26 protein-coding genes are annotated in these 22,862 nt (G+C 68.6%); 13 read left to right on the top strand and 13 right to left on the bottom strand.

Translation table 11 applies throughout. The features are described 5' to 3' along the window. Window positions 1–109 precede the first annotated feature (109 nt). A complete protein-coding gene (locus tag AB0B68_RS16375) occupies window positions 110–385 on the top strand; it encodes a hypothetical protein (RefSeq protein ID WP_357260716.1) in 276 nt (91 codons plus the stop codon). 2 nt (window positions 386–387) lie between these two features. Here the strand turns inward: AB0B68_RS16375 and AB0B68_RS16370 are convergent, their stop codons facing one another. After that, window positions 388–1,038 (bottom strand): TetR/AcrR family transcriptional regulator, encoded by a 651-nt coding sequence (locus AB0B68_RS16370; RefSeq protein ID WP_357202459.1) that lies wholly within the window; start codon window positions 1,036–1,038, stop codon window positions 388–390. Between the two features lie 58 nt (window positions 1,039–1,096). Between AB0B68_RS16370 and AB0B68_RS16365 the strand changes: the two genes are divergently transcribed. Both AB0B68_RS16365 and AB0B68_RS16360 read left to right on the top strand, forming a co-directional pair. Further along, on the top strand, window positions 1,097–1,927 hold the full coding sequence (locus tag AB0B68_RS16365; RefSeq protein ID WP_357202462.1) for an SDR family NAD(P)-dependent oxidoreductase: 831 nt from the start codon (window positions 1,097–1,099) through the stop codon (window positions 1,925–1,927). A 91-nt stretch (window positions 1,928–2,018) separates the two neighbouring features. Beyond that, window positions 2,019–2,342 (top strand): nuclear transport factor 2 family protein, encoded by a 324-nt coding sequence (locus AB0B68_RS16360; RefSeq protein ID WP_357202465.1) that lies wholly within the window; start codon window positions 2,019–2,021, stop codon window positions 2,340–2,342. A gap of 62 nt (window positions 2,343–2,404) precedes the next feature. Here AB0B68_RS16360 and AB0B68_RS16355 read toward each other — a convergent pair whose 3' ends face one another. Then, a complete protein-coding gene (locus AB0B68_RS16355) occupies window positions 2,405–3,178 on the bottom strand; it encodes an alpha/beta hydrolase (protein ID WP_357202468.1) in 774 nt (257 codons plus the stop codon). A gap of 228 nt (window positions 3,179–3,406) precedes the next feature. Between AB0B68_RS16355 and AB0B68_RS16350 the strand changes: the two genes are divergently transcribed. After that, window positions 3,407–4,015: a TetR/AcrR family transcriptional regulator gene (locus AB0B68_RS16350; RefSeq protein ID WP_357260713.1), complete on the top strand. Its 609-nt coding sequence runs from the start codon at window positions 3,407–3,409 to the stop codon at window positions 4,013–4,015. A gap of 168 nt (window positions 4,016–4,183) precedes the next feature. Here AB0B68_RS16350 and AB0B68_RS16345 read toward each other — a convergent pair whose 3' ends face one another. The 5 genes from AB0B68_RS16345 to AB0B68_RS16325 form a co-directional block, all read right to left on the bottom strand. After that, complete coding sequence (locus tag AB0B68_RS16345) at window positions 4,184–5,623, bottom strand: NAD(P)/FAD-dependent oxidoreductase (protein WP_357260710.1); 1,440 nt, start codon at window positions 5,621–5,623, stop codon at window positions 4,184–4,186. 1 nt (window position 5,624) lies between these two features. Next, entirely contained in the window at window positions 5,625–6,182 is a 558-nt protein-coding gene (locus AB0B68_RS16340; protein ID WP_357260707.1) for a hypothetical protein, read from the bottom strand. A 78-nt stretch (window positions 6,183–6,260) separates the two neighbouring features. Beyond that, a complete protein-coding gene (locus tag AB0B68_RS16335; protein ID WP_357260704.1) occupies window positions 6,261–6,560 on the bottom strand; it encodes a hypothetical protein in 300 nt (99 codons plus the stop codon). 229 nt (window positions 6,561–6,789) lie between these two features. Next, the gene (locus AB0B68_RS16330) at window positions 6,790–8,025 is read right to left on the bottom strand and encodes a low temperature requirement protein A (protein ID WP_357260701.1); all 1,236 of its coding nucleotides are present in this window, start codon (window positions 8,023–8,025) and stop codon (window positions 6,790–6,792) included. A 110-nt stretch (window positions 8,026–8,135) separates the two neighbouring features. Beyond that, window positions 8,136–8,666: a hypothetical protein gene (locus AB0B68_RS16325; protein WP_357260698.1), complete on the bottom strand. Its 531-nt coding sequence runs from the start codon at window positions 8,664–8,666 to the stop codon at window positions 8,136–8,138. Between the two features lie 151 nt (window positions 8,667–8,817). On the opposite strand from AB0B68_RS16325, the gene AB0B68_RS16320 reads away from it, so the two are divergent. Continuing rightward, window positions 8,818–10,101, top strand: coding sequence for a PQQ-dependent sugar dehydrogenase (locus AB0B68_RS16320; RefSeq protein ID WP_357260695.1), 1,284 nt, complete (start codon window positions 8,818–8,820; stop codon window positions 10,099–10,101). 99 nt (window positions 10,102–10,200) lie between these two features. On the opposite strand, the gene AB0B68_RS16315 is transcribed toward AB0B68_RS16320, so the two are convergent. Together AB0B68_RS16315 and AB0B68_RS16310 are read right to left on the bottom strand one after the other, a co-directional pair. Beyond that, window positions 10,201–10,710 (bottom strand): hypothetical protein, encoded by a 510-nt coding sequence (locus AB0B68_RS16315; protein ID WP_357202495.1) that lies wholly within the window; start codon window positions 10,708–10,710, stop codon window positions 10,201–10,203. Next, on the bottom strand, window positions 10,707–11,219 hold the full coding sequence (locus AB0B68_RS16310; RefSeq protein ID WP_357260692.1) for a DUF1772 domain-containing protein: 513 nt from the start codon (window positions 11,217–11,219) through the stop codon (window positions 10,707–10,709). Before AB0B68_RS16310 ends, AB0B68_RS16315 begins: the two co-directional genes overlap by 4 nt. Before the next feature lie 195 nt (window positions 11,220–11,414). Here AB0B68_RS16310 and AB0B68_RS16305 point away from each other — a divergent pair, with 195 nt between their 5' ends. Further along, a complete protein-coding gene (locus tag AB0B68_RS16305; RefSeq protein ID WP_357260689.1) occupies window positions 11,415–12,563 on the top strand; it encodes a sensor histidine kinase in 1,149 nt (382 codons plus the stop codon). Then, entirely contained in the window at window positions 12,560–13,222 is a 663-nt protein-coding gene (locus AB0B68_RS16300) for a response regulator transcription factor (protein WP_357202502.1), read from the top strand. Before AB0B68_RS16305 ends, AB0B68_RS16300 begins: the two co-directional genes overlap by 4 nt. An 89-nt stretch (window positions 13,223–13,311) precedes the next feature. Here AB0B68_RS16300 and AB0B68_RS16295 read toward each other — a convergent pair whose 3' ends face one another. Beyond that, window positions 13,312–13,860, bottom strand: coding sequence for a GNAT family protein (locus tag AB0B68_RS16295; RefSeq protein ID WP_357260686.1), 549 nt, complete (start codon window positions 13,858–13,860; stop codon window positions 13,312–13,314). Between the two features lie 129 nt (window positions 13,861–13,989). Between AB0B68_RS16295 and AB0B68_RS16290 the strand changes: the two genes are divergently transcribed. Next, the gene (locus AB0B68_RS16290; RefSeq protein ID WP_357260684.1) at window positions 13,990–14,559 is read left to right on the top strand and encodes a DinB family protein; all 570 of its coding nucleotides are present in this window, start codon (window positions 13,990–13,992) and stop codon (window positions 14,557–14,559) included. A gap of 160 nt (window positions 14,560–14,719) precedes the next feature. Here AB0B68_RS16290 and AB0B68_RS16285 read toward each other — a convergent pair whose 3' ends face one another. The 3 genes from AB0B68_RS16285 to AB0B68_RS16275 form a co-directional block, all read right to left on the bottom strand. Next, entirely contained in the window at window positions 14,720–15,541 is an 822-nt protein-coding gene (locus AB0B68_RS16285; RefSeq protein WP_357260681.1) for an alpha/beta hydrolase, read from the bottom strand. Between the two features lie 19 nt (window positions 15,542–15,560). Then, window positions 15,561–16,130, bottom strand: coding sequence for a DJ-1/PfpI family protein (locus AB0B68_RS16280; protein ID WP_355008528.1), 570 nt, complete (start codon window positions 16,128–16,130; stop codon window positions 15,561–15,563). Window positions 16,131–16,219: 89 nt separating this feature from the next. Then, on the bottom strand, window positions 16,220–16,963 hold the full coding sequence (locus AB0B68_RS16275; RefSeq protein ID WP_357202513.1) for a GntR family transcriptional regulator: 744 nt from the start codon (window positions 16,961–16,963) through the stop codon (window positions 16,220–16,222). Window positions 16,964–17,399: 436 nt separating this feature from the next. On the opposite strand from AB0B68_RS16275, the gene AB0B68_RS16270 reads away from it, so the two are divergent. Genes AB0B68_RS16270 through AB0B68_RS16250 form a run of 5 tightly spaced genes read left to right on the top strand, consistent with a single transcriptional unit; the run spans window position 17,400 to window position 22,786 of the window. Next, on the top strand, window positions 17,400–18,785 hold the full coding sequence (locus AB0B68_RS16270; protein ID WP_357202516.1) for an extracellular solute-binding protein: 1,386 nt from the start codon (window positions 17,400–17,402) through the stop codon (window positions 18,783–18,785). A 38-nt stretch (window positions 18,786–18,823) separates the two neighbouring features. Further along, window positions 18,824–19,732: a sugar ABC transporter permease gene (locus tag AB0B68_RS16265; RefSeq protein WP_357260678.1), complete on the top strand. Its 909-nt coding sequence runs from the start codon at window positions 18,824–18,826 to the stop codon at window positions 19,730–19,732. Continuing rightward, window positions 19,732–20,643, top strand: a complete 912-nt coding sequence (locus AB0B68_RS16260) for a carbohydrate ABC transporter permease (protein WP_357203532.1) — start codon at window positions 19,732–19,734, stop codon at window positions 20,641–20,643. Before AB0B68_RS16265 ends, AB0B68_RS16260 begins: the two co-directional genes overlap by 1 nt. After that, window positions 20,643–21,710, top strand: a complete 1,068-nt coding sequence (locus tag AB0B68_RS16255) for an ATP-binding cassette domain-containing protein (RefSeq protein ID WP_357260674.1) — start codon at window positions 20,643–20,645, stop codon at window positions 21,708–21,710. Before AB0B68_RS16260 ends, AB0B68_RS16255 begins: the two co-directional genes overlap by 1 nt. Further along, window positions 21,710–22,786, top strand: coding sequence for an ABC transporter ATP-binding protein (locus AB0B68_RS16250; RefSeq protein ID WP_357260671.1), 1,077 nt, complete (start codon window positions 21,710–21,712; stop codon window positions 22,784–22,786). Before AB0B68_RS16255 ends, AB0B68_RS16250 begins: the two co-directional genes overlap by 1 nt. Window positions 22,787–22,862 lie beyond the last annotated feature (76 nt).

The following is a 22,862-nucleotide window of genomic DNA, read 5'->3' as shown; positions in this document are numbered from 1 at the left end:
CTGGCGCTTGCCACGAGGCTGGGCACCAACATCGGCGACATCGGCTGCGGATCGGGGCGCCTCGCGCCCTACCTGGCGGCCAAGGGCCTGACGCCCTGGGGACCGACAAGTGGCCTTTGGCGAGCTGTACCGCGTCATCAAGCCGGGCGGCTATCTGGTGACCGCTTTCAAGGCCGGGAGCAGCCAGGTTCGACGCGCGGGACGCAGCGCCAATCTCGGCGTCGAGTTCGACCTTTACTGGCAGACCCCACGGGAGGCGGAACAGACCTGCACCGACGCCGGCTTCACAACCGTGTTCTGGGGTGGCGTCCCCGCCGATGGACCGGACAGCCCTGGCCAGGGGTTTCTCCTCGCCCAGAAACCTGTCGCTCAGGCACCACGTTGACGCTAGCGGGCCAGGCGGTCCAACAGCTCGCCGAGCAGCGCGTGTTCGCCAGGGGTGAGGTCGCCCGGGTCGTTGCCGACCAGCGCACGCAGCGTCAGTGCGGCGCTCGCACGAGTCTCGGGGGCTTCGGCGGGGGGCATGCGCAGGACTCCGGCCAGCGCGGCCTCGCGGACGCGTCCGGACAGCCCGAGATCCGGGTCCGGCTGGCTGATCAAGGTGAGCGTGATGCCGACGTTGGCGGCCAACACCTGTTCGGCGGCATCGGCCGCTGGCACCTTGAGCAGGCCCCCGGCGGCGGTTAACCGCTCGCGCAGCGCTGCGTGCGCGGGGGCGGTGACGGCGCACGGCTTTCCCGGCTGGGCGCGGCCGTACAGCAGCCCGTAGAACGACGGGTGCTCCAGCCCGAACTGCACGTGCCTGTTCCAGCCCTCGCGCAGGTCGCCCAGCGGGTCGCCAGAGCTCTCGACCGCCGTGTACTGGGTGAAGCCGTGGCTTGCCACGGCGTCGATCAGGCCCTGCTTGCTGCCGAAGTGGTGGTACAGCGTCGGGGCCTGCACCCCGGCGCGATCGCACACCGCCCTCGTGGACACAGTGCCGCCGCTCTCCAGCAATTCCGCCGCGGCGAGCAGGAGTCGATCCCGTGCGTTCTGCATGCTTGCTACATTACCTCATGTAGCGCTACATTGCTTTCTATAGCGAGAGGAGAAGTCCATGAAGACCTGGTTCATCACTGGTGGGACTCCCGGAGGGTTCGGCCTGGTCTATGCCGAGGCCGCCCTGGATCAGGGCGATCAGGTGGTGGTGACCGCCCGTCGGCCCTCTGAACTACACGAGTGGGCTGAACGACACGGAGACCGTGTGCTGGTTCTCCAGCTCGACGTCACCGATGCCGACCAGGTGCGTGCGGCGGTCAAGACGGCCGAGGAGCGGTTCGGCGGGATCGACGTGCTCGTCAACAGCGCGGGCCGTGGCTGGTACGGCTCGATCGAGGGTGCCCCCGACGAGACGATCCGCCGCACGTTCGACCTCAACCTGTTCGCCGTGGTCGAGGTGGTGCGCGCGGTCCTGCCCGGCATGCGGGCACGAGGCGACGGATGGATCGTGAACATGTCGTCGGTGGCGGGCCTCGTCGGCGCACAGGGGTTCGGCTACTACGCGGCGGCGAAGTTCGCGATCGAGGGACTGTCGGAGACACTGCGCCAGGAAGTTGAGCCATTCGGAGTGCGCGTGCTCGTCGTGGAGCCGGGAGCGTTCCGCACCAAGGCCTTCACCTACTTCCAGAACGAGGACGTCAACGAGATCGTCGACGCCTACGTGCCGATGGTCGAGGGCGTCAAGGCGGCGTTCGTGGAACACAACGGCAAGCAGGCAGGAGACCCTGTCCGTGGAGTGCAGGCCGTGATCAGCGCGATGAACGCACCCGTGCCGCCGAAACGAATCGTGCTCGGCAACTCCGGCTACGACGTCGTTGTTGCGATGCACGAGAACGCACTCGCGGAGCTGCGCGCGAACGAGAAGCTCTCCCGCGGAGCGGACTTCTGAGCCGTGACCCTGGTCGGCACCTCGAGCTGAACACCGGGGCCGCACCAGCGCGCGCCCGCGTCCGGGCACCGGAGAAAATTGGAGGCAGTAAATGAACGAGATCACTCTACCCAAGGCCGTCGACAACTTCATCACGGCCACTAACGCGCACGACGCGAACGCGCTGGCCGCGGTCTTCGGCGACGGGGCCACCGTGCGCGATGACGGGAAGACCTGGACCGGCGAGGCCGAGATCCGCGAGTGGATCCAGGGGCACCTGATCAACCCCAAGGTCGTGCTCACGCCGACCTCGTTCGCGGACGACCGGCTGGTGGCCTCCGGGGACGGTGATTTCCCCGGCGGGCCCCTGTCATTCGCATTTGTGTTCGACATCAAGGACGACCAGGTCATCGACCTCGCGATCGAGCCCGTCTGATGCGTCACCGGCCGGGCTGCCCGAGGGCTGCTCCGGCCGGTGAACGCGATAAGCGACCGTCGTCAACCTCGACGACTCTTGGACATCTGCATCGAGCGTGTGGTGGCGCGGGCGGCGGTGTCGATGAAGTCGGCGACCGGGCCGGGTTGCGAGACCGCCACAGCGTGGGAGGCGGCGATCTCAATTGTCGTGGACCCCGCCCTGTCGGCCATGAAGCGCTGCAGGTCGGGCGGGATGGCCTGGTCCTGGGCGCTGATCAGGGTCCAGGAGGGAATCGTCTTCCAGGCGACCTTGGTCACGCTCTCCTCCTGGGCGTGCGCAGAGGCGGGCCGCTGCGTTGCCTCCATGAGTTCGGCGGTGCCGGAGTCGACGTCGGCGGCGAACGCCTCGTGAAACTTGTCCTGCACAATGTACTGATCCATGGTCGTGCCGCCGTCGTCGTCGGGTATCGGGATCATCCTGATGCTCGAGGTGAGCTGACTTCCAGGGTGCTTCGTGAGCAACCCGAGCGCACTTTCGCCCACGTCCGGGCTCAAGCTGGCGACGTACACCAGAGCCTTGACGTTGGGGGCGTCGGCCGCCGCCTCGGTCATGACCGCCCCGCCGTAGGAATGGGCGGCTATCACGACCGGTCCGGGCAGGCTGTCCAGGAGGGCGCGAACGTATGCGGCGTCCTTTTGCACACCACGCAGCGGGTTGGCGACGGCAATGACCGGATAGCCCTTATGTTTGAGGTTGGCAATCACCCCATTCCAACTCGACGAGCCGGCGAATGCCCCGTGGATCAGCACGATCGTCGGCATCTCCTGGGCAGACATGTCAGAAGCAGCGCTCATCTGGAGGTCCTTTCGAGAGGCCTCGTCACCCGTTGCCTGCGACTGCTGGCCGGACCGACGAGGACGGTCGACGGAGCACTTCCCTGGGCACCGGGTATCAGCCCGCGCGATCCCTGCTCCGATGGGGTTGCAGCATCCAGAATTCCGCATTGATCGGGCCACTGTCAGCGAGATCGGAGAAACCGCCGACAAGGATAAGACCGAACGTTCTGTCGCTAAGATGGTGGGATGGCGAGCGACGAACCCACCAACCGGCCCTCCGAGGCGCGCCTCAAGCTTCTCCGCACGGCGACCAGGATCTTCTACGCGGAGGGCATTCACTCCGTCGGCGTCGACCGGATCATCGCCGAGGCGAAGGTGACCAGGGCTACTTTCTACCGACACTTCCCCAGCAAGGACGATCTCATCCTGGCCTACCTTCGGGAGGTGCATCAGCTGGAGCGCGGCATGGTCGACGAGGCGCTCGCCGCCAACCGATCGCCGGTCGACCCGCTTTTGGCCATCGCCAATTCCATCGCTCAGAACATCCAGTCCCCCGGGTTCCGTGGGTGCGCGTTCCTGAACGCCGCGGCGGAATATCCCGACACGAACCATCCCGTGCACCAAGAACTCATGGCCCACCGGCAATGGTTCCTGGACACCATCACCACGCTCATGGCACAGGTCCATGAAGGAACGGCGGATCCCGCAGCGCGCCACTTCGTCATGCTCCGGGACGGTGCCATGGCGGCGGGATGCCTCGCCGACCCCACGAAGGTGTCCGAGACCTTCCTGCGCGGTGTCGAAGGACTCCTCAGGATCAACTCGGAGCTTCAGTCGGCAGAGTCGGCCCGATAGCCCCCGCACGACCTCGAGCTGGGCCACCCTCCGATAGGAGGATGACCCAGCTCCTGTTGTGGTGCCACCACCGGTTGAGCGCGCGCCCTCGCCCGGCCGACCTCGTCTTCTTCTCGTCGTCGAAACGGCCGACGGCCGCCGATGACGCGGACGGCCGTACGGCGCAGGTCAGCGGCCGTACGCCTCCAGCAGGCGCAGCCAGACCTCGCTGACGGTCGGGTACGCGGGAACGACGTGCCACAGCCGCTCCAGAGGAACCTCACCGACGATGGCGATCGTCGCGGCGTGGATCAGTTCCGCGACGTCCGGGCCGACGAGGGTGAGGCCGACGATCACCCGTCGGTCCTCGTCCACGACCATCCGGGCGTGCCCCTGGTAACCGTCGGCGTGCAGCGCGGCCCCGGCGACGGCGGCCAGGTCGTAGTCGACGACCCGGATCCGCAGTCCAGCGGCCTCGGCGGCGGCTGCGGTCAGCCCTACCGACGCGACCTCCGGGTCGGTGAAGACGACCTGCGGCACGGCGCGCTCGTCGGCGGTGGCGACGTGCCGACCCCACGGACGGTCGTCTGTCGCTTCGCCGGTGGCTCGCGCCACGATCACGTCGCCCACCGCGCGGGCCTGGTACTTGCCCTGGTGGGTCAGGAGCACACGCCGGTTGACGTCCCCCGCCGCGTACAGCCATCCGTCGCCGATCAACGCGCCGGCACCGTCGACCACCCGCAGGGTGTCGTCGACCGTGAGCCAGGCGCCGGGCTTCAGGCCGATCCGGTCGAGGCCCAGGTCGTGCGTGTTCGGCGTACGGCCGATCGCGACGAGGATCTCGTCGGCCTCGACCTGTCCGCCGTCGGTGAGCGTGATGTGCACCGTCCCTTCGCCGTCGCGGCTCACCGATCTGGCCTCCGCACCGAGTTGGACCGACACGCCAACTTCCCGCAGAGACTGCGTGACCCGCTCGCCGACGAACGGCTCCGCCGCAGTGAGCACCCCGTCGCGCGCGAGCACCGTCACCGCTGATCCGAGGCCGGCGTACGCGGTCGCCATCTCCGTGGCCACCACGCCACCACCGATGATGGCGAGGCGGCCGGGAACCTCGCTCGCGGCGGCTGCCTCACGGCTGGTCCACGGCGCAGACTCGCGCAGACCGGCGATGTCCGGCACCAGCGCGCCACTTCCGGTCGCGACGACGACGGCGTGTCGGGCGGTGAGCGAGGTGGTGGCGCCGTCCGCGCCGGTCACCTCGACGACCCGGTCGGCGCCAAGCCGCCCCTGGCCCCGATACAGCGCGATCCCCGCCGAATTCAGCCAGGACACCTGCCCGTCGTCCTTCCAATGCGAGGCGAAGGCGTCCCGACGACGCAGCACGGCCTGCGCGTCCAGCTCGCCGGACACCGCCTCGCGCGCTCCGGGCAGCTGACGAGCCGCCCGGAGCGCGGTCTGGCTGCGCAGCAGCGCCTTGGTCGGCATGCAGGCCCAGTACGAGCACTCGCCGCCCACCAGTTCCCGCTCGACGATCGCGGCGGTCAGGCCGCCCTGCACGACGCGGTCGGCGACGTTCTCCCCCACCGGCCCCGCGCCGATGACAATGACGTCGTACGCGGCCTTTTCCACGTCAGTTTCCTTTCGCGGTGCGGCCGAGGCGGATGGCCGCGATGAGGAAGAAGATGGCGCCGGGGATGGCGTAGCCGATCGCGTTGGTCAGCGCCGAGTTGTCCGCGGAGGCTGCCGCGAAGAACGATGCGCCGGCGATGACGGAGATGCCACCGCTGATGATCATCGGCCATTGGCCACCCATCTTGCGGCGGGTGACGGCCACGATCAGTTGAACCAGTCCGGCCACGACCGCCCAGGCGCCCCAGACGCGCAGGACCGCCGGGATGCCGGACGCGCCGGCGACACCCAGGCCCACCGCGGCGAGCAGGCTGATCGCGATGTTGACGTACAGAAGGGTGGGCGATCCGGTGGCCCGCGACGCGCGGACGTCGACGATGGCGGCGGCCACGTCGAAGAGCGGGTAGAGCACGAGCAGCGCGGCGGTGAGGGGGTTGAGGTGTTTGGCGAGGGGGAACGTCACGGCAGCCCAGACGATCGCGAAGGCGAAGCGACCGAAGTACAACCGCCGCAGGGCGGCGGCCGTCGTCGAGATGCCGGGAACGGCAACGGTGGTCATGGTCATCCTCTCGGAAATTTCCGGAGCGAAGGGACATCCAGCGGGGTGAGGGCCGCCGCCGGGAGGGGAAGGGCGGTGCTACTCGACGTAGGAGAACAGCCCCGTGATCTCCACCTGAGCGCCCTGGAGCCCACCGAAGACGGCACCGGCAGCGGGCGTCGCGACTGCGGCAGAGGCGTCCTCGTAGCTGGCGAAGTACAGGTCGAGCGTCCGGTACGCGGGTGTGGGCGTGCCGTCCTCCTTCGGCCACACCTTGGCCGACTCGACCCGCTGAAGCTTCGGGAACGTCTCCGCGGCCCGGAGTACGTCGGCGTAGACCTTCTCGAACTCGTCGGGGTCGGCGGGGTTGCCGATGACAAGGGTGATCTTGGTGGGCACGGCGCTCTCCTTCAGGCACAGCCGTACACCTGACCGGGCGCCAGGTGGAACGAACGTTCTGTCTGTTGGAACCGTACCTACTCGGCCCTCCACCGTCAAGACCGACCGTTCTATCTTGTGCTTGCTGTGGCGCCCGCCACCAGCTGGATCCGGCTCGACGTGAACGCCCGGTGCGCCCAGTCGGGCGATTACGTAATGAAACGGGCCATCCTGGCGAACGGGTGCCGCTTCACGCCTCGGAGTCGCGGTCTCCGGACGTCTCCCGTCCGATCGGCGAGGCGGGAACCTCCAGTGACTGGCCTCGCCAGCGCAGCGCTCCGAGTAGCGCGACCAGGGCCAGCACACAGGCCACCACGCTCAACCCGACCATCGGCGCCCGATGCGCCAGCGCCGGCGTAAACACCAACAGGGCGCCCAAGCCGATCACCTGGGGTCGGGAGACCTGACCGAAGACCTCGTACTCCAGGCGCAGGCGGGCCACGAGGAAGAGCATCGGTCCGCCCACCACGAACAGCAGCCAAGTGGGCCGCGGCTGTCCGAACGGATGATCGATCACCAACTCGTAGCCGACCGAGGTGACGAGCACGCCAAGCACGATGAACAGGTGCGTCCGTTCCGACGTGGCGCCCAGCCGGCCGGGCATACCCGCCCGCCCGAACGCCTCCGACAACAGCAGACCGGCGCGGTAGAAATAGATCCGCCAGAGCAACGCGCTGGTCGCGAACGTGACCGCGAAGGCGGCCGCCCGATCCCCTGAGTAGTCCGCGCCGCTGAAGACCACACCGATAACCAGAATCGACTCACCGAGCGCGATGAGGAACATCTGTTGATAACGGTCCGCGAGATGGGTCCCCGCGATCCGCCACCGACCTATTCTCGAGACCCCGAGCCACGGCAGCGGCCAGCCCAGGACCCAGGCGAGGTAGTCGACAGCGAGGGCGACAACCCACAGCGGCAGGCGGAGGTGGTCCGGGCCCAACGCGCCGACCAGCCACAGCGGGGCGCTCACCAGGGCCCACACGACAAGCCGGAACGGCACCAGCCGTCGCGGATGCCCACGCAACGCGACCGCGACCACCAAGGGCCGCAGCACCATCACCATCAGGTACGCGACCGCGAACGGCACCGCTCGTTCCTCAAGGGCGCGGGGCAGCGTCACCGCCATGATCAGTCCGGCGAACATGGTGCCGATCACGACGGCTTGAATGACCGGCTGCTCCGGTTCGTACCGGCTGGTGATCCAGGCAGTGTGCGACCAGATCAACCAGAGCGCCAGAAACAGCAGCAGGGTACGTCCGAAGCCCGTGACGAGCGCCCAGCCAGTGTCATCGGCCAATCCGGCGAAACGTTGCGAGACCCGGGTGAGGGCCACCACGAAGGCCAGATCGAAGAAGAGCTCCAGGAACGTCGCCCGACCCGAACTCATCGGAGGGCGCAGCAGCTCGGCACCCCGCCCCGCCGCCATCGTCCGCCTCCGTCCGCCTCTCGCTACCAACGAGCCGACCGCCAGTGGAGTTGCGTCGACGCTCACCTGGCGTCTGGCCTGGAATGACGGCGGCGGGTCCGGCGTGACGGTTACGGGCGGGCGTTGACCGGTCGGGGCGCGAACGCGGAGGGCAGGCCCAGTTCGGCCCGGGCAACCTCGATGAATCGGCGCTCGGCCTCCCACAGGGCGTCGAATCGTTCCGCGGGCAACGCCTCGGCGCCACTACTGGCCCGTGCAGCCGCCAGGAGCCGGGCTTGGCGCACCAGCTCCGACGAGCGACTCACCACCTCGACTGTGCCGGCCACCAGCCGAAGCGCGGTCTTGGTACTTTCCAGTCGCTCCCGGTAGCGGCTGCCCTCGTCGTCGAAGAACGGCATGAGATCACCCGGATCACGGGGGCGCGGCACCGCGGTGATCTGGGCGGCCGGGTTGAGAGCAAACGCTACGTACTCCCGGAGCGCCCCGATGAAATCGGTGTACGCGGTCAGCCGGATGTCTCGCCACTGTCGATCCTGGTCGCGCCGCCAGAGCCGATCCTGTGCCCGGACGGTGAGCCACCCACCGATGAGGACCGCCAGCATTGTCGTCGTCGCGGTGACACCCACCTGGATCAGACTCACCGGCACCACCGTTCGTATTGATCGGTGACTCACCCTACCGTCCGTTGTCACCCGCTCCGGACCTCGCGGGACGGCCCAGGCTCGAACGGGACGCGCAGACATCAGTTGGATATCGATTGCAGTCACTGTACGGTGGGAACGCTCCCAGACCGTGTCCACCACCCACCTGCTCGAGGAGCTGAACATGTCACGACGACGTCGTCGCCCGGCCGCCACGCTGGCCGGGTTGCTCGCTCTGGCCCTGGCTGCGGCCCTGTCGCCACCGACGCCAATTGCCAGCACTGCCGCGGCCGGCCCATCCAAAACCCGTGCTGTGCCACTCACTGAGCTGACAGTGGTTTCCGAACGGGTGGCTTTCGGTCTGCAGCGTCCCATCGCGATCACCGGGTTGCCGGACGGCCGGATGCTGATCGCGGAGAAGAACGGCACTGTGCGCGCCTACCACCCCGACACCGGCCTGGCACCCGACCCGGTGATCGACCTGACCGCCCGGATCGACACGTCGGACAACGAGCGTGGCCTTCTCGGCATCACACCGGCGCCGAACTTCGCGCGGACCGGAATGCTCTACGTGGCCTACACGAGCCTGCCGGCCGGCGCGCTGACCCTGGCGCGAGTGCCCATCAACGCCCCCGATCGGGTGCAGGTGCTGCTCACTCAAGAGCACGCCGAGTACGGCAACCACAACGGCGGGCAGGTGGCCTTCGGCCGCGACGGCTACCTCTACTGGTCCCTCGGCGACGGTGGCTACGCGAACGACCCCTACAAGAGCGGTCAGAACCTCGGCACGCTGCTCGGCAAGATTCTGCGGATCGACGTCAACCGCAGCTGCGGGGCGAAGCCCTACTGCGTGCCCTACGACAACCCGTTCGTCCGCACGGCGGGCGCGCGGCCGGAAATCTGGGTCTACGGGCTGCGCAACCCGTGGAAGTTCTCCATCGACCCGGCCGACAACTCGCTGTGGATCGGCGACGTCGGCCAGGGTCTGATCGAGGAGATCAACCACATCCGCCCGTCGCAGCGTGGCGCGAACCTCGGCTGGTCCTGTCGGGAGGGCACGCCGGTCTTCGACGAGACGCAGTGCCGGCCGGGCGTGCGGCTCACCGACCCGATCGTCGAGTACGACCACTACATGACCGAGAACTGCTCCATCATCGGCGGGCTGGTCTACCGGGGGTCCGTCACCCCGGAGGCGCGGGGCACCTACATCGCCAGCGACTACTGCTCGACCCGCGCTTTCGCAGTGCGTCCCAAGTCCACCGGTGGGTACGAGTCCGCTGAGATCGGCACCTTCCCCACCCAGCCGACGGCGTTCGGCGCCGATGTGAACGGCGAGCTGTACGTGCTCAGCGACCTCCCGGGATGGCTGAGCAAGGTGCGGTTCGAGCGGGTCCAGCCGACCCCGACCCCCACCGCCGGGGCGACGATCCGCTGAACCTCGGGACATGCGCGTGACACCCGCGCTACCTTAGGGGACGGCCGCGCTCGGCGGCCGTCCCCTGCTCGCGCGGGCTGGTGCTCGCCGGTCGACAGATCAGCCTCGCGGTGGCCGAGGGGCACTCGCCTCGTCCGGCGGGCGCCACGCCTTTTCGACCGGCTGCTCGGCGGCGCGCTGCCGCCCGGTGACGAGCCGGCTCAGCACCGCCGCCACCGCCCCGGCCACCACCCCGGTGAGGATTCCGGTGACGAGGCTGGAGAACACCGCCGCCACCCGAAGGATCGCTTCCTGCGCCCGAGGGTCGATGTCCCCGAGCCTCGGCCCGGTCGCACCGAACGCCTCGTCCCACAGAATCTGGTGACCAACCGCGAGAAGAACACCGTAGATCGCCCCGATGACCACCACGGTCAGGAACGGACGCGGCGGACGCCGCCACAGCACGGCGGCGACCCAACAGATCAGCGGTACGACCGCGAGCAGCACGGCGGCGGGCCGCCCTTCCTCCACGACGTGCAGGTCGTGCAGGACCACCCGCGGTGCGGCCAACACGGCGAGCGCGACCAGGGCAGGCCACGAGAACCCGAGCGTGCGACGCCCGGCGCTCATCGCTCGATCCGTACCGGCGCGGTTTCCCTGGCGAAGCGCAGCAGAGCGGTGAATGCCAGCGCGGATGTCACCGCTCCGCCGGCGAGGCGCACCCAGTGGCCGGCGACGAACTCCTCGGCGACCTGGCGTAGGTACTCCGGGGAATGCGTGCCGACCGGGTCGACGAACATGATCTCGTTGCGTGGCCAGAAGAACACCACCGAGAACAGGAACTCGCAGGCGATGAAGACCGCCGCGGCGGCGGCGACGTACCACCGCAGGCGCCGATTGCGCCACGTGAGGGCGGTCGCGGCGAGGCTCATCAACACGACCGAGGCGCCCAGCGGCGGGAAGTAGTCGCTCGGGCCTCCGGCGACCAGGAACTCACGGGCCCGGTCCAGCGAGGCTGGTGCGTCGCCGAAGACGTTCGGGTAGAGCATCACGGTCTCGGCCGCGACCCCACCAAAGGACATCATCGCGGCCCAGACGAGCACGACAAGCACGATCCACGTCAGCCTGATACGGGACACAGCAGTACTTCTCCTTGGTTTTCGAATCCTTGCGGGCACGATCTGTGATGTCGCCATCGACGCTAGGTCGCCAATTCGGGGCCGTCTGCCGCGCAGCCGCGTGAGCTGGCATCGCTTCTCGACGTACGTGCGGGAGCGGGGGTGTTGCCTGCGGACGGCAGCGGCTCGGGCCCGCGCCGACTTAGGCTCACGGACGTGCAGGCAACCTCACCCCTCCGAACCGAGGCGCTGCTCGCTGTGGCCATCCTGGGCCTGGTCGCGGCGGCGATCGCGACCGAGGACGCGCCGGCCTCCCGGGCGGTGCTGGCTGGCGGGTTCGGGGTCGGCCTGGCCGTACTGCTGCTGGTAGCCCGGCGTTGGACCGTCCCCGCGCTGCTGGCGACAGCCGCCGGCATCCTCGGCTACTACGCGCTGGAGTTGCCGCCGGTCGGCGTGGCCGCGCCGGCCGCCGCCATCCTCTACGTGGCCGCCCAGCGGGGCCGGGTGGTCCCGGCCGCCGCCGTCGGCGGGAGCCTGCTGGCCGTTTCGGTGGCCGCCCGGCTCGTCGAGGGAGACGACGTCTCTGTCGTGATCGGTGCTGGTCTCGGCTCCGAGGCGGCCCTGATACTCGCCGTCATCGCTCTCGGTGACGCCGTCCGCAACCGGCGTTCGCTACGGGTCACGCTGGCCCGGCAGGCCGCCTCGGCGGCCGAGGAACGCCGCCGGGAGGCAGCCCGGCAGGTCGAGGCCGAGCGGCTGCGCATTGCCCGGGAGGTGCACGACACGCTCGGACACACGATGTCGGTGGTCACCCTGCAGTCGGCTGTGGCGAGGGAGGCACTTGCTGATGCCGAGCCGGAGCGGGCCGAGGCCGCGCTGGCAGCGATCCACTCGGTGAGCGGCAGCGCCATGGCCGAGCTGCGTGCCACGTTGGGCACGCTGCGTCGCGAGCCCGGGCCACGCGAGCCGGCCCCCGGTTTCACCCAGTTGCCTACGCTCATTGAGGGCGTCCGCCGCGGAGGGCTGCCGGTCGAACTGCGTCTCGACGGGTCGGTCGACACCCTGCCCACGGTGGTCGGCAGCACTGTGTACCGCATCGTGCAGGAGGCACTGACCAATGTGCTGCGCCACGCGCACGCCACCCGCGCCACGGTGGCGATCCGGGCGACCCCGGCCCGACTGTCGGTGGAGGTCGTCGACGACGGCCGGGGATCCACCGGCGGCACGGCGGTCGAGACGGGTCAGGGGCTACGCGGTATGTCGGAGCGGGTTGCCCTGCTCGGCGGAACCCTCGATGCCGGCGAGACCGCCGACGGCGGCTTCCGGGTCTCGGTCCACCTACCGCTGGCCGGTGTCGCCGCATGACCGACGTACGCGTCGTCCTCGTCGACGACCAGCACCTGGTCCGCACCGGACTCCGCGCGTTGCTGGAACGCGCCCCGGACATCACCGTTGTCGGCGAAGCCGGCGACGGCCGGGTCGGTGTGGCAGTCGCCCGCGAGCAGCGGCCCGATGTCGTCCTGATGGATGTCCGGATGCCCGGCGGCGACGGTATCGAGGCCACCCGCCGCATCCTCGCCGACCCGACGCTGGCCGACGTCCGGGTGGTCATGCTGACCACCTTCGACGACGACGAGTACCTCTTCGAGGCCATCCGCGCCGGCGCCGCCGGCTTCCTCCTCAAGGACACCCCGCCCGACGCCCTGCGGGACGCCGTCCGCGTGGTGGCCGGCGGGGACGCGCTGCTGTCACCGGCGGTCACCCGGCGGGTGATCGCCGCGGCCGCCCGCTCCCCCGTCGCGGACCCGGCCCGGCTGATCGGGCTCACCGGGCGCGAACGCGACGTCCTGGCACAGGTCGGCACCGGACGGTCGAATGTGGAAATCGGCGCGGCTCTGCATCTCAGCCCGGACACGGCCCGCACGTACGTAAGTCGTCTGCTGCACAAACTGAACGCCCGCGACCGCGCCCAGCTTGTGGTTATCGCGTACGAGAGCGGGCTGGTGCGCCCCGGCGACGGCTGAGCAACGGCGGAGAGCAGCCGGCCACCACTTAAGTGAGCACATTGAGTGCGCTGGCAAGATTCGGCCGGACGTGGCCGCCGCCGACCAGCTCAAGCAGACGCCGTGGCCGGGGACCGCAGGCCGAGCCACTGCTCGGCGTCCCAGGCATGGAACCGCTCCACCTCGGTGAACCCCAGCGTTGCCGCAAGGCGCATCGAGCCGACGTTGGCGGTTTGGGTGGTGAGCACCACCGGCTCGCTGGGAAGGACGCCGCCGAGCCAGTCGAGTGCCGCCGCGCACGCCTCGGCGGCGTACCCGAATCCCCACGCCCGTGGCAGAAACAGGTAGCCGAGGTCGACCTTCCCGATCGCAGCCGGGCGATGGTGCGCCGTTGCTCTCCTGAGCAGGATCTGGCCGATCATCGCCCCGTCGAGCTCAACGACGAAGCTCCCCGGCCACTGCTCGGGCACCACGGGCATCTCGCGCTCAAGCTCGCCAGGCAGGCGGGGACCACCGAGGTAGCTGTTCACCTCTGGCGACGCCAACAGCTCGATGAAGGCATCACGGTCCCGGGCCTCGGGCTCACGGAGCACGAGCCGCTCGGTCCTGATCGGAGCAGGCGGCCAAGCCACGGCTTCCAGGTCTGCCATGCGCGTCATCGGTCGAGGCTGTCACACCTTCGTCATCGAAACTCACCCAGCCAGCGCGAGTTGTCATTGTCGAACCGCGCACTGACGGCGGCGGCCCGAGGGACACAGCCGGGCCTCTGCTGTAGGTAGCGTGCGGGAATGACAAGGAGCGAGCGGATCGCGGACCAGCTGGACCGGTACTGGCACAGGAACCTGCGTCCTCGGCTGCACGGTCTCGCCGATGAGGAGTACTTCTGGGAGCCGGTGCCTGGCTGCTGGAGCATCCGCCCACGTGGCACGTCGGTCGCATCGATGCCGGCGGGTTCGGGGGCATGGACGATGGACTTCGCGTCCCCTGACCCGGTGCCGGCGCCGGTGACCACGATTGCCTGGCGGCTGGCGCACATCATCGTCTCCTGCCTGGGCTACCGGGTCGGATGGCACTTCGGCGGCCAGGACGTCGACTCCCAGACATTCGCCTACGCGGCGACCGCTGACGAGGCGTTGAAACAACTCGACGAGATGTACGGGACATGGAACGCCGGCGTCCGCGAGCTCTCGGACGCCGACCTGGAGAACCCGCCCACTGTCGGTCCCGAGCGGTTTCCCATGGAGGGCATCGTCCTGCACGTCAACAGGGAGCTCATCCATCACGGCGCCGAGATTTCCCTGCTGCGCGACCTCTACCGCTGGCAGGACGGGGCCACGCGCGCATCCACCGGTAGATGACCGCAGCATTAATGTGCTCAGCCAGCGGTCCGCTATAGACGACACACGACCTCACGTCGCGGCAGACAGACGTCGACGGCCAGAACGACCATACAGGCGTGGATCCCAACCCCGCCAACGACAGCGCGAAGATCACCATCATCGCGGAGTGCCGCAGCGGTCAGTGACCTCGGTCCGGGTCGAGGAAGCACGACAGCAGCTGTCTGAACTCCTGCGGGTGCTCGATCGCCGGCACGTGCCCGCATCGACCGAACACGTGCAGACGGACGTCGGCCAGGTGTTCGAGCAGGGGCTGGGCTGCCGTCGCGAGCGGGGTGACCCGGTCCTCGACGCCATGCACGAGCAGCACGGGCGCGCGCACCGCCGCCAGCGTCTGCGCAGAAAGGGTGAGATCGGCGGCCCATCGTGCCCGTGGTGGAGGGAACAACGACGCGAATGCCGCCGCCCCCGCCTGCATGGCGGACGCGCGGGCGTCGACGGCCTCATCGGTCACGAGCGCCTGGTCGAGGACGAGGCGACTGAGCATGTCTCGTGCCCCGGACGGGCTGGCGGGGGCGGCCCAGAGCGCGTCGAGGTCGGCGGAGAGCGGCGCCCCGGGTGCGCCCATCGTCGAGACCGCCACGACACGGGTGACCTGCTGGGGGCGCGCGGCCGCCAACGCCAGCGCCACGGCACCGCCCATGGAGTGACCCACCACGGCGTAGTGCTCGATACCGAGGGCATCCATCAGGCTTGCGGCCTGCTCCGTCCACAGCCGGAGCCCACCCCTGGAGCCTGCCGGGAGGGGTGTGCGGCCGAACCCCGCCTGGTCAGGAGCTATCACGTGCCAGGACGTGCCCAGCGCCTGCGCCGTCGTTGCCCAGGCGCCGGACCCGGTCGTGCCGGGTCCGGAGCCGTGCAGCATCAGCACCGCGGGCCCCGCGCCGCTGTCCAGGACGTGGACGGGGGAACCGTCGACTATGACGGTCCGACGTGCGGTCACCAGGGCAGGTCGAATGTGCTCATGCCGACGCGGGGTCGACGGACTTCGAGAAGAGCTCCATCATCGCCCTGCCGAACTGCGGCATGTCGGGCCAACCCCGGCAGGAGACGAGGTTGCCGTCCACGACGTCGGGAGCGTCGATGACCGTCGCGCCCGCGTTCTCCATGTCGCCGGTGATGGGGGGAAAACACGCGGTCTTTCGACCCTTCAGCAGCCCGTACACCGCCGGCACCTGCGCGCCGTGGCACACCAGCGCGATGGGGAGGTTGCGCGCGAAGAAGTGCTCGGTGATGCGCCTGACGTCGGCATCGACCCGGATCCACTCGGGGGCTCGTCCCCCGGGGATGATGAGGGCGTCATAGCGCTCGACGTCGACGTCGGCCCAGGGCACGTCGACCGGCAGCTTGCGGCCGTTCTTCTCCACATAGGCGTCGGAGTTGGGGTCGAACTCGTGGATGACCAGTTGCACGTCGCGCATCGTCCGTGACGAGACGTCGACGTCCCAGCCGCCCTCCTGCACGCGGTAGTAGGGGTACATGGTGTCGAGCTCCTCGGCGGCGTCGCCGGTCAGAAGCAGCGCTCTGGGCACCTACTTCTCCTCGCATTTAGGGACGGGTGAGGTGGATCCAATCCGATCCGATCTGGATTGAGTCAGCATTCCTGGGCCCAGCGCGCCCGTCAAGCCTCCACCGTCATTCCGTCCGCGTGCTCGATCTCGTTGAACAATCGTCGGAAACGCTCACCGGATCGAAGGATGTGCCGACGCATCGCGTAGGCGGCGGCGTCGGGGTCACGCGCGGCGATCGCGGCCACGACGTCCTCGTGCTCGGCCATGGCCAGGTGCGTGACCTGGGTGTCGTGGTGAAGCCGGAAGAGGTGCACGTGGCTGTGCAGGCGACCGAGCGTCTCACGGATGACCAGGTTCTCCGCGCTCAGGGCGACGAGGTCGTGGAAGGCCGCGTCGCGTAGCCCGAAGGCGCCGTAGGCCATGGGTCCACTGCCCCCCTCCAGCTCCGCCATCTCCTCCAGCATTCGTCGCAGACCCGCCACCTGCTCCGCGGATGCGCGTTCGGCGGATCGGCGCGCTGCCGCCGGCTCGAGGAGCAGGCGGACCTCGAGCATGTCCTCGAACCGGTGACGGGTTATCTGGGGGGGAATGCGGTAGCCGGCATGGGGCACCCGCACGACCAGGCCCTCGGCCTCCATCCGGTTCAGAGCGTCTCGGATCGGCGTCTGCGAGACCCCCAGTTCCCGGGCCAGGACGTCGATCGTGACGCGGGAGCCAGGCTCGATCCGTAGCGACATCAGCTGTCCGAGCAGCGTGTCGTACACCTCGTCGGCGAGCCGGCCGCCCGATCTTCCCGCCGGCGTCCCGCCCGTCACGGCCCTGCGGCCCCGCGCGATCATCGCTTCGTCGTCCATCGTGACGTGAGGTCCCTTCCTGCGCCTTCGCGAAACTATTGACATCAGTCACAACGCTGCGGCATGCTGACGCCCCCACGCGATCGTATAGGAAAAGCGGCGCACATCCGCCATCCCGCACATCGCGGCACCACCGCCACCGCTTCACTTCGATCACCTGAAACTCCCACGAGCATGCTCGACGTCCCGCTCGGGTCGTCACCGGGTCGCAGCTGAACCGAAGGACCTCTCGACGGCAGGCAGACCCGGCACATGCGGCGTACTCGTGACGCCGGTCCGCGGGTCGGTCCCCGCGGCAGCCCGGCAACGCGCCTGAACAACCCAGCAACTGCTCGGCGAAGCACATAGCGAGGCCTTAGAAGTTCCCACCCAGAAAGCAGGCAATAAGATGCGGTATCTGAAGCGAACAGGACGATTGTCCGATCCCGGCCGAAAGGTGCAGCTGGCAACCCTGGCCATGCTGCTGGTGGCCACGACCGCGACGGCGTGCGGCGATGGCAAGGACGACGGCGAGAAGGCGAGCGCCCCCAAGGCGCCGGCGACCATCCCGGAGCTCACCAAGGATCCGCTGACGCTCAGCTTCATCTGGTTCGACTGGCCGCCGGCCAAGGCACTGGAAGCCTTCGCGAACGCGGAGTACAAGAAGGAACGGCCGAACGCGACCATCAAGGTCAACACCGTGCCGAACGCGAACTGGCACGACGCCATGTTCACCCAGTTCGCGGCGCGAAAGACCGACTTCGACATCGCGATCCTGGACTCGCAACATATCGGCGAGGCCGTGACGAACGGCAACATCCTCGACATCACCGACTTCGTCAAGAAGAACATCGACGTCACCGCCTACGACCCGTACCTCCTGGCGGCCTACGGCCAGTACCCCCAGGCGGAGACCGGCAAGCGCGACGAGAACGCCAGCCTGTACGGACTACCGCTGCTCGGCGACACCTGGACGATGATCTACCGCAAGGACCTGATCGGTGACAAGCCACCGCAGACCTGGGACGAGATGATCGCAGCCGCCGCGAAATGCCAGGCGGACAACCCTGGCGTCAGCGGGCTGGCCTTCCACCAGGCCAACGGCTCCGACGCCGCGGCCGTCACCTACAACACGGTGAACGGCGTCTACGGCGGCAACCTCTGGGACTCCAAGGCGCGCAAGATCGAGGGTGTCCTCAACGACACCGCGGGCCAGGAGGCGATGGACGTCCTGGTCAACAAGATGAAGCCGCTGACCGCCAAGGGTTCCGGCAACTGGTTCATCGACGAGGTGAACGCGGCGGTCGCCCAGGGCAAGGCCTGCATCGCGTTCAACTGGATCGCCGCGAGCGGCGGCCTGCTCGATCCGAAGCAGTCGACGCTTGGTACCAGCCGGGAGAAGATTCTCGACAAGCTGGGTTTTGCCACCCTGCCGAGCCAGAAGACGAACCTGGTCCCCCTCGGCGGCATGGGGATGCACGTGTCGGCCTACTCCGCCAAGGACAACCAGGCCGAGGCCCTGAACTTCATGGAGTGGTTCGAACGGGCTGACATCCAGAAGAAGTGGGCCGCGGCTGGTGGCGTGCCATCGCGTACGGACGCAATCCAGTCACCCGAGTTCCTCAACGCCGGGCCGTTCAACAAGGTGTACGCCGACTCGGTGCCGCGGATGCGGGACATGTGGAACGTGCCCGAGTACGCGCGCCTCGTCGACATCGAGAACACCAACGTGAACGCGGCCCTCAACGGCGCGAAGAAGCCCAAGGATGCGCTCGACGACATCGCCAAGGAGCAGCAGGGCGTGCTCGACTCCGGCAACCGCAAGGGTGGCGGCGGACTGTGAGTGACCCCGCCCCTCTGACTACCGACGATCCCGGGCAGGTGGCGTCCGCGAGGCCGCCTGCCCGGGGTCGGGCCCCTCGGCTGAGCGACCGCGGGCTCGCCGTTGCCTTCATCTCCCCCGCGATGCTGCTGCTGCTCGCCATGTCGGTGTTCCCGTTGCTGTGGGCGTTGTACCTGTCGTTCACCGACTACTCCGCCACCCGCGGAGGGCCCGCCGATTTCATCGGATTCGGGAACTACACCGCCATCCTGACGTCGGCGCAGGTCCACACGAGGGCCCTGACAACGTTGATCTACGTGGTCGGCGCGGTCGGCCTGCAGACCGTGCTCGGATTCGGCATCGCCTACCTGATCTCACGGCGTACGCATGGGCGCGGAGTGCTGACCACCCTGTTCCTGGTGCCGATGATGCTGTCGCCGGTCGTGGTCGGGCTGTTCTGGCGATTCATGCTCGACGCGCAGTTCGGCGTGGTCAACAGCATGCTCGGCTCGCTCGGTCTGGGGCAGGTGGAGTGGCTCACCCGCCAGCGGACGGCTCTGCTGTCCCTGATCGTGGTCGACACCTGGCAGTGGACGCCGTTCATCATGCTCATCGCGCTCGCGGGCCTCACCGCGGTTCCCAAGTACCTCTATGAGGCCGCCTCGATCGACCGGGCGTCCGAATGGTTCCGGTTCCGCACCATCACGCTGCCGCTGGTGTGGCCGCTGCTCCTCATCGCCGTGATGTTCAGGGCCATCGAGGCGTTCCGGTTGTTCGACCTCGTCTACATCCTCACCAACGGAGGCCCGGGTGTCTCTACCGAGACGTTGTCGTTCCACATCTACAAGGTCGCGTTCCTGGGCTTCAACACCGGAACCGCTTCGGCGTACGGAATCCTCATGGTCCTCGTCGTCATCGTCCTCACGCAGTTCTACCTGCGCTATTTGAACAAGCTCAAGGAGGGCTGATGGCCGTCTCCGTCGACGAGGCAGTGGCCACGGGTCCTGCCCGGGATCACACGCCCCCCGCGCGCCGCCTCGGCAGCCGAGGCCGCTCCGTGCTGGAGGTCGCGCTGCTCACCGCGCTGGCCGTCGTGATGCTCTTTCCGGTGCTGTGGATGATCGAAACGTCCATCAAGGAGAACCGGGACGTCTACGCCATCCCGGCCAAGTTCTTCGACTTCAAGATCACTCTGAGTCATTACAAAGACGTGTTCGTCTCCCCCGGTGGCGGTCGCTCGGCCCTGTCCGTCTCGTTCCTCAACTCTGTCGTGGTGGCCGGAGCTTCCACGGTGCTGGCCACCGTGCTGGGGGTCCCGGCGGCCTGGGCCTACTCACGCTTCGCCGTGAAGGCTAAGAAGGACCAACTGTTCTTCATCCTGTCCACGCGCTTCATGCCGCCCGTGGTGGTCGTGATCCCGATCTTCCTCATGTACCGCCAGGTCGGACTCATCGACAACAAGATCGGCCTGATCCTCATCTACACCGCGTTCAACGTCCCGTTCACGATCTGGATGATGAAGGGGTTCGTCGACGAGGTGCCCGCGGAGTACGAGGATGCCGCCATGCTCGACGGCTACACCCGTCTGCAGGCGTTCCGGCGTTTCACCCTTCCCCTGCTCGTGCCCGGCATCGCCGCGACGGCGGTCTTCGCGCTCATCTTCTCGTGGAACGAGTTCGTGTTCGCCACCTTCCTCACCTCCAGCGACGACGTCCGGACGGCCCCACCCGCCATCGCCGGCCTGATCGGCGGCACCACTACGGACTGGGGCCTCGTGGCCGCCGCCTCCGTGGTGTTCGCCCTACCGGTGCTGGTCTTCGCGTACCTGGTGCGCAAGCACCTCATCGCCGGCGTGACGCTCGGGGCGGTGCGACGCTGATGGCGGGCATCGAGGTGACCGCGCTGCACAAGCGCTACCCGGACGGGACGGTCGCGGTCGAACACGTGGACCTGTCCATCGGCCACGGCGAGCTGTTCGTGATGCTCGGCCCTTCGGGTTGCGGCAAGACGACCACGCTGCGGGCCATAGCCGGCCTGGAGAGGCAGACGACGGGTGACATCCGCATCGGCGACACGCTGGTCAACGACCTGCCGCCCGCCGAGCGCGACATCGCCATGGTGTTCCAGTTCTACGCCCTCTACCCGCACCTGAAGACCCGCGACAACCTGGCGTTCCCGCTGCGGGCCGAGGGACTGCCCAAGCAGGAGGTGCACGAGCGGGTCAACGAGGCCGCCCGGCTGATGCAGCTCGGTCCGCTCCTGGACCGGCGACCCCGCCAGCTGTCCGGCGGCGAGCAGCAGCGCGTCGCGCTCGCTCGCGCCCTGGTACGGCGGCCGCGCGCGTTCCTCATGGACGAACCTCTCACCAACCTGGACGCGGAGCTGAGGGCGGACATGCGCACGGAGATCAAGCACCTGCAGGGCGAGCTGGGCGCCACGATGGTCTACGTCACCCACGACCAGGTCGAGGCGATGTCGCTCGGTCACCGGATCGCCATCCTCAACAAGGGCCGCGTCGAGCAGATCGGCACGCCACTGGAGGTCTACGACCGTCCGGCGAGTCTCTTCTGTGCCTCATTCATCGGCTCCCCGCCGATGAACCTCATCGAGGTGGAGGTAGCCGACGGGAAGCTGCGCGGTGAGGGCGGACTGGTCCTCACGCCACCGCCGGGCCTGCCGCGCGACCGTCGCCTGATCGCTGGCGTCCGGCCGGAGGCGCTGGAAGTCACCGAAGCAGGGGCGGAACGGTCGGTCCCGGCCCGCGTGGTCTCGGCGGAGTGGCTGGGCGACGAAATCATCTACGTGGTCGACCACGGCGGCCAGCGCGACGTACGGGTTCGGATGCCACCGACCGTCCGTTTCGCCGCTGACGCAACCGTCGGGTTGCGGCACACCGGCGGCACCCCGGCGGTCTACGACGTGAGCACGGAAGAGCTGGTGGCCTGATGGGAACCGTGGCAGCGCACGGGCTGCGCAAGTCCTTCGGAAAAGTCCAGGCCCTCGACGGGGTGACGCTGGACGTGCCGGACGGCTCGTTCTTCGTCGTGCTGGGGCCCTCCGGGGCAGGCAAGACGACGACCCTGCGAGCGATCGCCGGCCTGGACAAGCTTGACGCCGGGTCGGTGCATCTGGACGGCAGGGACGCGACCGGTGACACCCCTGCCGCACGCGACCTGGCCATGGTCTTCCAGAGTTACGCCCTCTACCCGCGACACACGGTGTACGAGAACATCGCTTCGCCGCTGAGGGCACGTCGCTGTTCGTCGAGCGAGATCGCCGCTGCCGTCGAGCAGATGTCGAACCTGCTGCACATCGAGCGGTTGCTGCAGCGTCGTCCGGCGCAGTTGTCGGGTGGTGAGATGCAGCGCGTCGCCCTGGCCCGGGCGCTGGTCCGTAGTCCGCGCGCGTTCCTCATGGACGAGCCGCTGACGAATCTCGACCTCAAGCTCCGCGTCGAGATGCGCACCGAGCTCACCCGCATCCACCGCAGCCTTGGAGCGACCTTCGTCTATGTGACCAACGACCAAGTCGAGGCTCTGTCCATGGCCGACCAGGTCGCGGTCCTGAAGGAGGGGACTGTGCAACAGGTCGGATCACCGACCGAGGTGTACGAGCGCCCAGCCAACCAGTGGGTCGCGGGATTCGTCGGGAGCCCGCCGATCAGCCTGCTCGCCTGCCGTGCCGAGGGGGATCGTCTGGTCGGTGCCGAGGGCTGGACGCTGCCGCGGCCCCGCTGGACCACGGCTGAGGACGGTCGTGAGCTGATGCTGGGCCTGCGGTCGGAGGACCTGTCGGTCGAGCAGCGGGGGGACGCGTCGTTGTCGGGCGAGCTCTACGGACTTGAGCCGCTCGGTGACCGGACGGTGGTCGACGTCCGGGTCGGGACGGAGATCCTCAAGGTCAAGGCCCGGCCCACAGTCACGGGTACGCCGGGCGAGCGGGTGGTTGTCACCGTCGACCTGGACCGTGCGCACCTGTTCGACGCGGGCACCGGGGTGTCGCTGTCCGAGGCTGGGCGGTAACGGCGGCGGGCGGCGACGGCGACATGCGCCCGTACGTGGCAGTCGAGCCCCGCCTCGCCCGCGACGAGGGCGTGTG

Origin of the sequence: Micromonospora sp. NPDC049049 (genome assembly GCF_040649115.1) — a bacterium.
GTDB lineage: Bacteria > Actinomycetota > Actinomycetes > Mycobacteriales > Micromonosporaceae > Micromonospora.
The sequence above is the reverse complement of the archived record's forward strand: the minus strand, read 5'-3'. Positions and strand labels throughout refer to the sequence as shown.